The organism is Pseudomonas retamae, from assembly GCF_043496865.1.
In the GTDB taxonomy this organism is placed as follows: domain Bacteria; phylum Pseudomonadota; class Gammaproteobacteria; order Pseudomonadales; family Pseudomonadaceae; genus Aquipseudomonas; species Aquipseudomonas retamae.
Map to the genome: position 1 here is coordinate 165,886 of NZ_JBIEIL010000012.1, position 13,365 is coordinate 179,250.

Annotated in this window: 15 protein-coding genes; 10 read left to right on the forward strand and 5 right to left on the reverse strand. The window is 60.0% G+C overall.

Going from position 1 to position 13,365, the window contains the following annotated elements; translation table 11 throughout:
- Nucleotides 1–69: 69 nt before the first annotated feature.
- Together ACGSLL_RS22380 and ACGSLL_RS22385 are read left to right on the forward strand one after the other, a co-directional pair.
- Nucleotides 70–2,508 (forward strand): Lon protease family protein, encoded by a 2,439-nt coding sequence (locus tag ACGSLL_RS22380; RefSeq protein ID WP_394507967.1) that lies wholly within the window; start codon nt 70–72, stop codon nt 2,506–2,508.
- A gap of 324 nt (nt 2,509–2,832) precedes the next feature.
- Nucleotides 2,833–3,153: a PA4575 family protein gene (locus ACGSLL_RS22385; protein WP_394507968.1), complete on the forward strand. Its 321-nt coding sequence runs from the start codon at nt 2,833–2,835 to the stop codon at nt 3,151–3,153.
- Here ACGSLL_RS22385 and ACGSLL_RS22390 read toward each other — a convergent pair.
- Nucleotides 3,150–4,979 (reverse strand): hypothetical protein, encoded by a 1,830-nt coding sequence (locus ACGSLL_RS22390; protein WP_394507969.1) that lies wholly within the window; start codon nt 4,977–4,979, stop codon nt 3,150–3,152. The genes ACGSLL_RS22385 and ACGSLL_RS22390 overlap by 4 nt on opposite strands.
- Before the next feature lie 160 nt (nt 4,980–5,139).
- On the opposite strand from ACGSLL_RS22390, the gene ACGSLL_RS22395 reads away from it, so the two are divergent.
- From ACGSLL_RS22395 to ACGSLL_RS22405, 3 genes are all read left to right on the forward strand, one after another.
- Nucleotides 5,140–5,628: a TIGR00645 family protein gene (locus ACGSLL_RS22395; protein WP_090286455.1), complete on the forward strand. Its 489-nt coding sequence runs from the start codon at nt 5,140–5,142 to the stop codon at nt 5,626–5,628.
- A gap of 134 nt (nt 5,629–5,762) precedes the next feature.
- Nucleotides 5,763–6,068: a DUF6482 family protein gene (locus tag ACGSLL_RS22400; protein WP_090286453.1), complete on the forward strand. Its 306-nt coding sequence runs from the start codon at nt 5,763–5,765 to the stop codon at nt 6,066–6,068.
- Nucleotides 6,069–6,190: 122 nt separating this feature from the next.
- Complete coding sequence (locus ACGSLL_RS22405) at nt 6,191–6,808, forward strand: FKBP-type peptidyl-prolyl cis-trans isomerase (protein WP_008078561.1); 618 nt, start codon at nt 6,191–6,193, stop codon at nt 6,806–6,808.
- 137 nt (nt 6,809–6,945) lie between these two features.
- On the opposite strand, the gene ACGSLL_RS22410 is transcribed toward ACGSLL_RS22405, so the two are convergent.
- The 3 genes from ACGSLL_RS22410 to ACGSLL_RS22420 form a co-directional block, all read right to left on the reverse strand.
- Nucleotides 6,946–7,203 (reverse strand): PA4570 family protein, encoded by a 258-nt coding sequence (locus ACGSLL_RS22410; RefSeq protein ID WP_093098189.1) that lies wholly within the window; start codon nt 7,201–7,203, stop codon nt 6,946–6,948.
- 191 nt (nt 7,204–7,394) lie between these two features.
- Nucleotides 7,395–7,736, reverse strand: coding sequence for a zinc ribbon domain-containing protein YjdM (locus tag ACGSLL_RS22415; RefSeq protein ID WP_090286447.1), 342 nt, complete (start codon nt 7,734–7,736; stop codon nt 7,395–7,397).
- A gap of 183 nt (nt 7,737–7,919) precedes the next feature.
- Nucleotides 7,920–8,888, reverse strand: a complete 969-nt coding sequence (locus tag ACGSLL_RS22420) for a polyprenyl synthetase family protein (RefSeq protein WP_090286445.1) — start codon at nt 8,886–8,888, stop codon at nt 7,920–7,922.
- Nucleotides 8,889–9,129: 241 nt separating this feature from the next.
- Between ACGSLL_RS22420 and rplU the strand changes: the two genes are divergently transcribed.
- From rplU to ACGSLL_RS22445, 5 genes are all read left to right on the forward strand, one after another.
- On the forward strand, nt 9,130–9,441 hold the full coding sequence (gene rplU, locus ACGSLL_RS22425; RefSeq protein ID WP_007924746.1) for a 50S ribosomal protein L21: 312 nt from the start codon (nt 9,130–9,132) through the stop codon (nt 9,439–9,441).
- Between the two features lie 35 nt (nt 9,442–9,476).
- Complete coding sequence (rpmA, locus tag ACGSLL_RS22430; protein WP_016773121.1) at nt 9,477–9,734, forward strand: 50S ribosomal protein L27; 258 nt, start codon at nt 9,477–9,479, stop codon at nt 9,732–9,734.
- A 193-nt stretch (nt 9,735–9,927) separates the two neighbouring features.
- Nucleotides 9,928–11,151: an Obg family GTPase CgtA gene (gene cgtA, locus ACGSLL_RS22435; protein WP_090286443.1), complete on the forward strand. Its 1,224-nt coding sequence runs from the start codon at nt 9,928–9,930 to the stop codon at nt 11,149–11,151.
- Nucleotides 11,152–11,288: 137 nt separating this feature from the next.
- Nucleotides 11,289–12,407 (forward strand): glutamate 5-kinase, encoded by a 1,119-nt coding sequence (proB, locus tag ACGSLL_RS22440; RefSeq protein ID WP_090286441.1) that lies wholly within the window; start codon nt 11,289–11,291, stop codon nt 12,405–12,407.
- A 10-nt stretch (nt 12,408–12,417) separates the two neighbouring features.
- Nucleotides 12,418–12,885, forward strand: a complete 468-nt coding sequence (locus tag ACGSLL_RS22445) for a CreA family protein (protein ID WP_166216509.1) — start codon at nt 12,418–12,420, stop codon at nt 12,883–12,885.
- Nucleotides 12,886–12,986: 101 nt separating this feature from the next.
- Here the strand turns inward: ACGSLL_RS22445 and ACGSLL_RS22450 are convergent, their stop codons facing one another.
- Nucleotides 12,987–13,340 carry a winged helix-turn-helix transcriptional regulator gene (locus tag ACGSLL_RS22450; RefSeq protein ID WP_394507970.1) on the reverse strand — a complete coding sequence of 118 codons (354 nt, stop codon included), beginning with the start codon at nt 13,338–13,340 and terminating at the stop codon, nt 12,987–12,989.
- Nucleotides 13,341–13,365: the final 25 nt, after the last annotated feature.

The window sequence follows — 13,365 nt, forward strand, 5'->3', positions numbered from 1 at the left end:
CCTTGCCAGTGGGGCACGGGCAGCGCCAGAATGCCGCTATCTGCCCCGCCCGATTGTTAAGGAAGCCCGATGCCTGATCCTGTTGCTGCCAGCTTGCGTCTCGCGCCCGAAGCGCTGACCCGTCCGTTTTCCGCTGAACAGTTCAGCTTCACTACCACCAATGATCTGGAGCCCTTTCGCGGTGTGCTCGGCCAGGAACGCGCGGTCGAAGCCTTGCAGTTCGGTGTGGCCATGCCACGCCCCGGTTACAACGTGTTCGTCATGGGCGAGCCCGGCACCGGGCGTTTCTCGTTCGTCAAACGCTACCTGAAGGCCGAAGGCAAACGCCTGCAGACTCCGGCAGATTGGGTCTACGTCAACAATTTCGATGAGCCGCGCGAGCCGCGTGCGCTGGAATTGCCATCGGGCACCGCCGGCGCCTTCATCGGTGACATCAACGGCTTGATCGACAACCTGCTGGCGACTTTTCCGGCCGTGTTCGAACACCCGTCCTACCAGCAGAAGAAAAGCGCCATCGACCGCGCCTTCAACCAGCGCTACGACAAGGCCCTCGACATCATCGAGCGCCTGGCCCTGGAAAAGGACGTTGCCCTGTATCGCGACAGCAGCAACATCGCCTTCACGCCAATGCTCGACGGCAAAGCGCTCGACGAAGCCGAATTCGCCCAGTTGCCGGAAGCCGAGCGCGAGCGCTTCCACGATGATATTTCCGGCCTCGAAGAACGCCTGAACGAAGAACTCGCCAGCCTTCCGCAGTGGAAGCGCGAATCGAACAATCAACTGCGCCAGCTCAACGAAGAAACCATCACCCTGGCCTTGCAGCCATTGCTGGCGCCGTTGTCGGAGAAGTACGCGGAAAACGCCGCAGTCTGCGGTTATCTGCAAGCGATGCAGGTGTACCTGCTAAAAACCGTGGTCGAGCAACTGGTCGACGACAGCAAGACCGACGCCGTCGCGCGCAAACTGCTCGAAGAGCAATACGCGCCGAGCCTGGTGGTCGGTCATCCGGCCAGCGGCGGGGCGCCGGTGGTGTTCGAGCCGCACCCGACTTACGAAAACCTGTTCGGCCGTATCGAATACACCACCGATCAGGGCGCGCTCTACACCACTTATCGGCAGTTGCGCCCGGGCGCTTTGCACCGCGCCAACGGCGGTTTCCTGATCCTTGAAGCGGAAAAAATGCTCAGCGAGCCGTTCGTATGGGACGCGCTCAAGCGCGCCCTGCAATCGCGCAAGCTGAAAATGGAATCGCCGCTGGGCGAGATGGGCCGTTTCGCCACGGTGACCCTGAACCCGCAGCACATTCCGCTGCAGGTCAAAGTCATCATCATCGGTGCGCGGCAGCTGTACTACACCCTGCAGGACCTCGATCCGGACTTCCAGGAAATGTTCCGCGTGCTGGTCGACTTCGACGAAGACATCCCGATGGTCGACGAGAGCCTGGAGCAATTCGCCCAGCTGTTGAAAACCCGTACTTCGGAAGAAGGCATGGCGCCGCTCACCGCCGACGCGGTGGCACGTCTGGCGACCTACAGTGCGCGGCTGGCCGAACACCAGGGGCGTTTGTCGGCGCGTATCGGCGATCTGTTCCAACTGGTCAGCGAAGCGGACTTCATCCGTCATCTGGCCGGCGATGAAATGACCGATGCCGGGCACATCGAACGGGCCCTGAAAGCCAAGGCCACCCGCACCGGCCGCGTGTCGGCGCGAATTCTCGACGACATGCTCGCCGGAATCATCCTGATCGACACCGATGGCGCGGCCGTCGGCAAATGCAACGGGCTGACCGTGCTTGAAGTCGGCGACTCGGCGTTCGGCGTGCCGGCGCGGATTTCTGCCACGGTGTACCCGGGCGGCAGCGGCATCGTCGACATCGAGCGTGAGGTCAACCTCGGTCAGCCGATTCACTCCAAGGGCGTGATGATCCTCACCGGCTATCTGGGCAGCCGTTACGCGCAGGAATTCCCGTTGGCGATTTCCGCGAGCATCGCGCTGGAGCAATCCTACGGTTACGTCGATGGCGACAGTGCGTCACTGGGCGAAGCCTGCACGCTGATTTCGGCGCTGTCGAAAACCCCGCTCAAGCAGTGTTTTGCGATCACCGGTTCGATCAACCAGTTCGGTGAAGTGCAGGCGGTCGGCGGGGTCAACGAGAAGATCGAAGGCTTCTTCCGCCTCTGCGAAGCGCGCGGACTGACCGGCGAGCAGGGTGCGATCATTCCACAGGCCAACGTCGCCACGTTGATGCTCGACGAAAAAGTCCTCGCGGCGGTGCGGGCCGGGCAGTTCCACGTTTACGCGGTGCGTCAGGCCGACGAGGCGCTGAGCCTGCTGGTCGGCGAACCCGCCGGCGAGCCGAATGCCGAAGGGCAATTCCCGGAAGGCAGCATCAATGCGCGGGTGGTGGAGCGTCTGCGTGATATTGCCGAGATGATCAGCGAAGAGGATCTCAAAGAAGCCGAGAAGGAGCTGGCGCAGGAAGCGCTCGCCGAAGCCAAACCCGCTTAAGAGGCATACAGCTAAACCTGTGGGAGCGAGCCTGCTCGCGAAAGCGCTGTATCAGTCGACACTGAGTCGGCTGACACTCCGCATTCGCGAGCAGGCTCGCTCCCGCAGTGGTTTTTCAGCATTAGAATTTGCAGCGATCTTCGGCAAATGTGTCACGACTCTGACGTCAATATTCACACAATGACCATTCGGCGCCTTCTGGTTCCATTCGGCTTGCGAAGGACACTTTTCTTCTATTCTCAGGTCAAGGATATCGACAGTATCACTGGATCGAGCCAGTCCTCTCGTGGGGGCTGAATACCGGCTTTACCGAGGGTCGCCGCCATGTCGCGCAACCTCTGCCTTACCCGTCAATGCCTGGGTCTCGTGACCCGGATCGAATGCGCCGTCAAACCGCTGGCCGGCGATACCGGCATGTGGACATTGCTCTTCGCCGCCGGCATGGCGGGCGAACAACCTTCTGCGATCAAAGCCCAAGGCCCGTTTCACGGCCCGGTGGCGGCCGAGTCGATTCTCGACACGATCGTTGAAAGCCTGACCTTGCACGGTTATGAGCTGGCCGACGATCCGCAGATCTGGAGCCTGCATCTGCAGGCCCAGTTGCGCCAGATCAACGGCGGCCGTGGGCGCAGCCTCAACAGCTAAGGCGCGGTTGGCGGCAATGGCGCCTTGTCGAGCTTGACCTCGAAACCGTATTGCACGGTGCTCAGGTCGGTTCGCTGATAGGTCTCCACGTGCGTCGGCCGGCCATAGAAATAATGCACGCCGAACAGTGCCGGGCCTTCCGCGCTCGCATCGTGGCTGACCGAGAGAATCCGCTTCAGGTAATGTCCGCTGGCGTCCTTGACGTAAAAGCGCCATTCATTCGGGGCGAACAGTTTCTGATCGACCACCAGCGTGTTGTCCTTGATCTGCAGGCCCTTGGGCAAAGACCTGGCGTCGTAACTCTGCTTGTTCACCGTGGCGAGAAACAGCGGCATTGAGCCGACCGCAATGGCCGGTGTCTCCGGAAACAGGTTGAGATCGTAAGTGATGGTCGCTTGCAGCGGGTCGACCTGATACGCCTCGGGTGGCAGTTCGATCGGTTCGTCGAGCTTGCCGCTACGCTTGCCGGTAAAGAACGTGACCGGGCTGACGCCGGGATTGAGCTCATCGCCGAGCAATTCATCATTGAAGGTGCGCAGATGAGAGAACTCGATGCGAGCGGCACTCGGCTCCTCCACTGATTGATGAATACGCACGCCGGCTTTCAGTTGCTCCTCGGTCAGCGTTGCGCCTTTGAGCCAGTTGGCGGCCAGATCGTCGTAAACCACCACCGGCAGGTCCAGCGGCTGCACGGTTTTGGCCGTGGTGTGCGGGTTGAAGGTGCGAACCGGCAGGTTCAGGTCTTTGCGCGTGACCGTCGCCGAGGAAAAGTCCAGCACGCTGACTTCCAGCGTTTCGATCGGGCCGTGGAAATACACCTTGTTGTAGCGACGCGGATGCTCCTTCTCAAACGCTTGCTGGTCGTCGCTGAGCTGTTTTTCCAGGCTGTCGCTCCAGGTCTTCTGCTGCTGCAATTGCGCCAGTTGTTTTTGGTAGAACGCCACTTGTTCCGGGCTTTCGTTGATCGAGCCGGCGCGCACCAGATATTGCCCGCTGGCGTCGCGGGCCTGGACGATCAGCGGATTGAGGCGAGTCTCGGCCACTGCTGCGGCTAGCGGCAGGCTGTTGCTGACCTCGACCTCGGCGTAGTTTTTTTCAAGCTTGAGCAATTTGACGCTGAGGTTGTCGTTGCTGCGGGTCTGGCCGACATCCTTTTGCGTCAGGTCAAAACTGTACAGGCGCCGCGGCGCGATGACTTCGACCTGGCCTTGCAGGCTGACCGGTTGCGGCAGGGTTTTCTTGTCGACGTTCAGGCCGTCGATGAACGGGTAGGTCACCGTCAGGTCGTCGGGGTTGGTGACGTTGGAGCTGGACGGGCTGAGCTGAATGCCGGGATCGGTTTCCGACCATTCCGGCTGCCAGGCGATTACGCGTTGGTTGCTCAGCGTCACCGAACGCCATTCGATGGCATGCGGGAACAGGAAACCGCCGGGAATGTTCAGGTTGAAGGGGAACACCGGCTGCAGGTCGGTGAGGTAATCGGAACTGGCATCCTTGTGCAGCACGAACAGGCCGTTGATGAACGTATCGACCAGAGCCTGCGGGGTAGGGTAGTGCTTGAGCACGGCGAGGGCGTCTTCGCCGTACTCGGTGTGCGGCGCAAGGTCATCGAGCTTGAGCCGGGCTCTGTCGAGCAACAGCAGCGAGCCGCCGAGTTCGGTGATGGCGTCCTTGAGTTTCGGATCGCTGATCGCGTCGAGCGACTGTTCGAAGGTGGCGGTTTTTTCGTCGAGGTTGACCACGCGTTTTTCATCGCCGGGTGAGCAACCGCTCAGCAGCAAGGCAAGGCAGATTCCGGCAGTCATTAACGGCAATCGCACATCCATTTCCACGCGTCCTGTCCACTGTCGCTGGGCTGTCGATGGTTTGGACACTAGCAGAAAAGCTTTGTCACACACACGCAGGTGACGGATTTTCCGGCTGTTTCTGGCTGTCACAGCGCACTGGTATACTCGCCGCCATTTCCAGCCCCTTGTGTGAGATTCAATGGAACGCTTTATCGAAAATGCAATGTACGCCACGCGCTGGCTGCTGGCGCCGATCTACATCGGCCTGTCCCTTGGCTTGCTGGCGCTGGCATTGAAGTTCTTCCAGGAAATCGTGCATATCCTGCCCAACGTCTTCGCCATGGCCGAGTCGGAACTGATCCTGGTGCTGCTGTCGCTGATCGACATGGCGCTGGTCGGCGGTCTGCTGGTGATGGTGATGATTTCCGGCTACGAGAACTTCGTCTCGCAACTGGACATCGACGAAGGCAAGGAAAAGCTCAGCTGGCTCGGCACCATGGACTCTTCATCGCTGAAGATGAAAGTCGCGGCGTCGATCGTGGCGATCTCCTCGATCCATCTGCTGCGCATCTTCATGGATGCCAAGAACGTCGATCCCGAGCACCTGATGTGGTACGTGATCATTCACATGACCTTCGTCATCTCGGCGTTCGCCATGGGTTACCTGGACAAGGTCACCAAGCACTGATCAACCGCTGATCAAGGCAAAAAAGAGCCGCCCGTCTGTTGTGACACAGACGGGCGGCTTCGTTTGTACCTTGTGCTTTGCTTTGTACAAGCCTATCCCTGTAGCTTCTGGCTTGTCACTGCTTGAGGTGTTCGATGAACCTGCAAGAGCTGAACGCGTTTGCCATCGCCGGCAAGGTCGATGAGTTGAACCTGATTTCCATGGAGGGCGGGATCTATCTGTTGGAAGCGCGCATGCATGGGGCCGCTCATCCGTTGCATGATCCTTTGGGCAAAACCCTGACTCTTCGTTCCGTCGAGCATGCACGGGACATGCTGCATGCCTTTCCGGTGCTGCCGTTCAACCTCGTGCACACCTCGGTGCATGATGAAATGTGCGGCCTGGGCGGTGGCATCAATGAAAGTCTGAAAGTGCCGCTCGCCTGGCGCTCGGCCCTGTAGGCCCGGCGCCCCACGTTCGGGGCATCTGTGCTAGTCTGCTCGCCCTTTTGGTTCCGGGCGCGCCGGGACGCGCTGTGCTCGCACGGCAAGTCTTGTGGCCGTCCGCACAGCGGAGCAGTGTCATGTCCGAAGTAAATCTGTCCACCGACGAAACCCGCGTCAGCTACGGCATCGGCCGTCAGCTGGGTGACCAGCTGCGCGACAACCCGCCACCGGGCGTCAGCCTGGACGCGATTCTGGCTGGCCTGACCGACGCCTTCGCCGGCAAGGAAAGCCGTGTGGGTCAGGAAGAGATGTCCGCCAGCTTCAAGGTGATCCGCGAAATCATGCAAGCTGAAGCGGCTGCCAAGGCTGAAGCGGCTGCTGGTGAAGGCCTGGCTTTCCTGGCGGAAAACGCCAAGCGTGACGGCATCACCACGCTGGCTTCCGGCCTGCAGTTCGAAGTGCTGACCCAGGGCGAAGGCGCCAAGCCGACCCGTGAAGACCAGGTGCGCACGCACTACCACGGCACGCTGATCGACGGCACGGTGTTCGACAGCTCCTACGAGCGCGGCCAGCCTGCAGAATTCCCGGTCGGTGGCGTGATCGCCGGCTGGACCGAAGCCCTGCAACTGATGAATGCCGGCAGCAAATGGCGCCTGTACGTGCCAAGCGAACTGGCTTACGGCGCTCAAGGCGTTGGCAGCATCCCGCCGCACAGCGTTCTGGTGTTCGACGTCGAGCTGCTGGACGTTCTGTAATTCCGGGCCTGCCTTCGTGGCGGGCTAACCCTGTGGGAGCGAGCCTGCTCGCGAAGGCGTCCTTTCAGTCGACTGGTTTGTTGGCTGATTAACCGCTTTCGCGAGCAGGCTCGCTCCCACAGGTCTTTTATCGTTGCTCATATTTCGATCTTGTTGTGCAATTCACTGCTGGGGCGCAATGCCCGGGCATAGCAGAACAGGAATAGATTGCGCACCAGTTCCTTGAGCACCAGTGGCTCGCTGGAATTGAGGCTGCTGACGTCCAGATCGCCTTGATCCTGCAGTTCATGCAACGCTTCTTCTTCAAGCACCGCACAGACTTCGCCGGTTTCCCGATGAAGGATTCTGAGGTAGGGGTGCGGGCGATCCAGCCAGGCGTCGATCAAATAAGTCATGGGTCGTTTCTCCTTGAAAGGTTTCAATGAGAATAATTCTTATTCGTCAAATAGCAAGTGCCTATTGGCGGATGACGATCTTTGTGTGGGAGCGAGCCTGCTCGCGAAGGGGCAAACTGAGGTTTCTTTGAGGCGCAGCGCAGAGGGTGGAGCTCCATCCCACGGCTGGCGCGGGATGGATGAGGCAAGGTTCAGACTTTTCTGACGAACTCGGATTTGAGCTTCATCGGGCCGATACCGTCGATCTTGCAATCGATGTCGTGGTCGCCATCGCACAGGCGGATATTCTTGACCTTGGTGCCGACCTTGACCACCAAGGAGGTGCCCTTGACCTTGAGGTCCTTGATCACGGTGATGGTGTCGCCGTCCTGCAGGACGTTGCCGACCGAATCTTTCTTCACGTCATCCGTGGACGCCACTTCGGCTTCGCCGCCGGCAGACCACTCGTGGGCGCACTCAGGGCAGACCAGTTGCGTACCGTCTTCGTAGGTGTATTCGGAATTGCATTTCGGGCAGGGTGGCAACGTGCTCACTAAGGTTCCTTGGGTATCAGGAGGGTAAAAGGGCGCACATTGTATAGGGTTTTATGCGCCGCAGGGCACTACCCAGAAACAACTGTGGGAGCGAGCCTGCTCGCGAAAGCGGTATGGCAGTCAACATCTTTATCGACTGGCAGATGGCTTTCGCGAGCAGGCTCGCTCCCACAGGGGGGTAAATCAGTGCGTGCGGGCGACCGCAAACTCGCTCAGTTCCACCAGCGCATCGCGGTATTCGCTGGCCGGCAGTGCTTCGAGGCAGGTGATCGCACGGGCCACATAATCACGGGCCAGTTGCGCGGTGTACTCCAGCGAACCGGAAGCTTCCACGGCGATGCGGATGCTTTCCAGGTCTTCGATCCCGCCTTTCTGGATCGCCTGGCGCACCAGTGCAGCCTGTTCCGGCGTTCCTTCGCGCATGGTGTAGATCAACGGCAGGGTTGGCTTACCTTCGGCCAGGTCGTCACCGACGTTCTTGCCCAGGGTTTCGGCGTCACCCTTATAGTCGAGCAGGTCATCGACCAGCTGGAAGGCCACGCCCAGGTGATCGCCGAAGGTGCGCAGGGCTTCGCTCTGCTCGGCGGTAGCACCGGCCAGTGCGGCGGCGCTGTGGGTCGAGGCTTCGAAGAGCATCGCGGTCTTGCCGCGGATGACTTCCATGTAGGTTTCTTCGGTGGTGCTGGCGTCACGCACCTTGGACAGCTGCAACACTTCGCCTTCGGCGATGATGCGCGTGGCCTGGGACAGGATCTTCATCACCGGCATCGAGCCCAGTTCGACCATCATTTCGAACGAACGCGAGTACAGGAAATCGCCGACCAGTACGCTCGGGGCGTTGCCCCACATGGCGTTGGCGGTCGAACGGCCACGGCGCATGCCGGACATGTCGACCACGTCGTCATGCAGCAGGGTCGCGGTGTGCAGGAATTCGATGGTGGCGGCCAGCAGACGCATGTCGTCGCCTTCGCGACCCAGGGCCTTGCCACACAGCAACACTAATAAAGGACGCAGACGCTTGCCGCCAGCCGAGGTGATGTAATCGCCGATTTTCGATACCAGCGGTACTCGGGAAGTCAGCTGCTTCTTGATGATGCCGTCGACGGCGCTAAAATCGTCCGCCACCGCGCGGTAGAAAGCTTGGGGTTGCATCAGCGAGAGTCGCTCCAGAAGGGTTGCGCGGCATGCTAGGACCCCCGTCCAGACCTGTCAAGGCGCGATGGACGGCTACTTGCAAGCCTGCTGCGGCTTGCGTACAATCGCGCACCCTGAACTTCCTGGGCAGCACCTGCCTTACGCAATTGCACTTGGGCCGTTCCAGCCCCATGCAGCCATGCCAGCCAATACCTCTTCTTATAAAGAGCTGGGTGAGCAGGATTATCGGAGAAATACCATGTACGCAGTAATCGTTACCGGCGGTAAGCAATACAAGGTCGCTGAAGGTGAATACCTGAAGATCGAAAAACTGGAAATCGCTACTGGCGAATCCGTGACTTTTGATCGCGTTCTGCTGGTCGCCAATGGCGACGACGTGAACATCGGCGCACCAGTTGTTGCTGGCGCAACCGTCAAGGCTGAAGTGATCTCCCAAGGTCGTCACGATAAAGTCCGCATCATCAAGTTCCGTCGTCGTAAGCACCACATGAAGCGTATGGGCCACCGCCAGTGGTTCACCGAGATCAAAATCACCGGTATTCAGGCTTAATTACAGCCTAATTCCTCACTAGGAGAATTGAACTCATGGCACACAAAAAAGCTGGTGGTAGTACCCGTAACGGTCGCGACTCAGAAGCCAAACGCCTTGGCGTGAAGATGTATGGCGGCCAGGTCATCAAGGCCGGCAACATCATCGTGCGTCAGCGCGGCACCCAATTCCACGCTGGCTACGGCGTTGGCATGGGTAAGGATCACACTCTCTTCGCTAAAATCGAAGGCGTGATCAAGTTCGAAGTAAAGGGCGCCTTCGGTCGTCGTTACGTGAGCGTAATCGCGGCTTAATCGCGAGATCGCTGGAGAAGCCCTGTCTTGCGACGGGGCTTTTTCGTTTGTGGGGTGAGTCTCTTGCAAAGCTGTTTGTATGGGCTGTCGGCGTGCGATGCAGGTCGTGTCTTGGGGTCGCTGCGCTCATTTTTGCAAGAGTCTTATGTCTTGATTGTTTTTCGGCTCGTCCGTACGGCGAGAGGCGTTGGTTATGAAGTTTGTTGATGAAGTATCGATTCGCGTAAAGGCTGGTGATGGCGGCAATGGCGCCATGAGTTTCCGTCGGGAAAAATTCATCGAGAACGGTGGCCCGAACGGTGGTGATGGTGGTGATGGCGGTTCCATCTACATGATGGCCGACGAAAACCTCAACACCCTGGTCGACTACCGTTACACCCGGCACTTCGATGCCGAGCGTGGCTCCAACGGCGGCAGCACCGACTGCACCGGCAAGAAGGGCGAAGACCTGATCCTGCGCGTGCCGGTCGGCACCACAGTGATCGACTCCGCCACTCAGGAAGTCATCGGCGACCTGACCAAGGCCGGTCAGAAGCTGATGGTGGTGCAGGGCGGCTGGCACGGTCTGGGCAACACTCGTTTCAAATCCAGTACCAACCGGGCGCCGCGCCAGACCACGCCGGGCAAGCCGGGCGAGCAGCGCGACCTGAAACTGGAAATGAAAGTGCTGGCCGACGTCGGTCTGCTGGGCTTGCCGAACGCTGGTAAAAGTACCTTTATCCGTTCGGTCTCGGCCGCCAAGCCGAAAGTCGCCGATTACCCGTTCACCACGCTGGTGCCGAACCTTGGTGTGGTCAGCGTCGACCGCTGGAAGAGCTTCGTCGTTGCCGACATTCCGGGTCTGATCGAAGGCGCTTCCGACGGCGCCGGTCTGGGCATTCGCTTCCTCAAGCACCTGGCGCGCACGCGTCTGCTGCTGCACCTCGTCGACATGGCGCCGCTGGATGACTCCAGTGCTCCGGACGCGGCTGAAGTGATCGTCAACGAGCTGATCAAGTTCAGCCCGTCGCTGGCCGAGCGTGATCGCTGGCTGGTGTTGAACAAGTGCGACCAGATCCTTGAGGAAGAGCACGACGCTCGCGTCAAGGAAATCGTCGACCGCCTGGAATGGACCGGTCCGGTGTACGTGATCTCGGCGATCGCCAAGATCGGTACCGAGCGTCTGTGCCACGACATCATGCGTTACATGGAAGATCGCGCCGATCGCCTGGCCAATGACCCGGCCTACAAGGAAGAGCTGGCCGACCTCGACCAGCGCATCGAAGACGAAGCGCGTGCGCAACTGCAGGCGCTGGACGACAAGCGTGCCCTGCGTCGCAGCGGCGTGAAGTCGGTCCATGACATCGGCGACGATGACTGGGACGAAGAAGATGTGGATGACGAAGACGGTCCGGAAATCATTTACGTGCGTGACTGATTCGTTGCAGTAAACTTAAGCGCCGCTCAATCGAGCGGCGTTTTGGTATCTGGAAATCGATCGTTGGTCAGCAATCGCCACGATTAACGTCATGGGTGGTGTCAGGTCGTGCTGCCCTCAAGCTAAGGTTGAAGATGATGCGGAGCAAGGTGACAGGTGCGCAGCGTTGGGTCGTGAAGATCGGCAGCGCTTTGCTGACAGCGGATGGCAAAGGGCTCGATCGTGCGGCAATGAGTGTCTGGGTCGAGCAGATGGTGGCCTTGCATGAGGCGGGCGTCGAGCTGGTGCTGGTGTCCTCCGGGGCGGTAGCGGCCGGCATGAGTCGTTTGGGCTGGACTGCGCGGCCCAGTGCGATGCACGAGCTGCAGGCGGCCGCGGCAATCGGTCAGATGGGCTTGGTGCAGGCGTGGGAATCAAGCTTCGCCGAGCATGGCCGGCACACCGCGCAGATCCTCCTGACGCACGATGACCTCTCCGACCGCAAGCGCTACCTCAATGCCCGCAGTACCCTGCGCGCACTGGTCGAGCTGAAAGTCATCCCGGTGATCAACGAAAACGACACCGTGGTCACCGACGAAATCCGTTTCGGCGACAACGACACGCTGGCGGCGCTGGTGGCCAACCTGGTCGAAGCGGATCTGCTGGTGATCCTCACCGATCGCGACGGCATGTTTGATGCTGACCCGCGCAACAATCCTGATGCGCAGATGATCTTCGAGGCGCGCGCCGATGATCCGAGCCTCGATGCAGTTGCGGGCGGCACCGGTGGTGCGCTGGGACGTGGCGGCATGCAGACCAAGCTGCGCGCGGCGCGTCTGGCGGCGCGTTCCGGTGCGCACACGATCATTGTCGGTGGGCGACTGGAGCGAGTGCTCGATCGCCTGAAGGCCGGCGAGCGCATCGGCACCTTGCTGTCGCCCGAGCGCGGCATGCTCGCGGCGCGCAAGCAGTGGCTGGCCGGGCATCTGCAAACCCGCGGCACGCTCGTGCTGGACGATGGTGCGGTGTCAGCGCTGTCGCAAGGCAACAAGAGTCTGCTGCCGGTGGGGGTCAAATTGGTGCAGGGCAGCTTCCGTCGCGGTGAAATGGTGGTCTGCGTGGCGCCGGACGGTCGCGAGATCGCCCGCGGCCTGGCCAACTACAGCGCGCTGGAAGCACAAAAAATCATCGGTCAGTCGTCGGATGCGATTGTCGGTTTGCTCGGTTACATGGCGGAGCCGGAACTGGTTCACCGTGACAACCTGATTCTGGTTTAAGGAAAACTCGATGCGCGTAGCAAAAGGATTGTTGGGCCTGCTGATGGCGCTGCCATTGCTGGCCTCGGCCGAAGAAATCGGTCAGGTGTCGACGGTGTTCAAGTTCGTCGGTCCGAATGACCGCATTGTGGTCGAAGCCTTTGATGATCCCAAGGTCGAGGGCGTGACCTGCTACCTGTCACGCGCCAAGACTGGCGGTGTTAAGGGCGGTCTGGGTCTGGCCGAGGATCGCGCGGAAGCGTCGATCGCTTGCCGGCAGGTGGGACCGATCAAGTTCAAGGGTGAACTGAAGGATGGCGACGAGGTGTTCAAGGAGCGCACTTCGCTGGTGTTCAAGACCATGCAGGTGGTGCGTTTCCTCGACAAGAAGCGCAACACGCTGGTGTACCTGGTCTACAGCGATCGTTTGATCGAGGGCAGTCCACAGAATGCCGTGACCGCGATTCCGATCCTGCCGTGGGTGCCGGTCCAGCAGTAAGCGCTGCAAATCCAACGATGTGCGAGCCGGCCCGGCAATCTTTTGCGGGCCGGCTCGCTGCATTCTGGCGTTTGGATTCGGGTAATTGCAGTCTGAAGTGCTCAGAGTTGAGCGCGCCGCATCTCTGCCCATTCAATCAGCGCCTGAATGGACGGCCCGAGGGCGTGGCCAATGGGTGTGAGCTGATATTCCACCCTGGGTGGTACCTGCGGGTACACCGTGCGCAGGACGATGCCGTCCTTTTCCAGTTGCTTGAGCTGCTGGATCAGCATCTTCTGGTTGATCCCTTCGATCAGCTTCTCCAGATCCGAAAAGCGCAGCGCGCCCTTTGCCGCGAACAGCTGGCAGAGAATGATGATCTTCCATTTCCCCTCCAGTACCCGAAGCGTCTCAGTTGTTGCCTCGGCCCAGTTCTTTCGATTTTGCGGGTCTTCGCAGTTCCACTCTCGGTCCATTTCTTCCTCGCGGGTGAGTTACCCA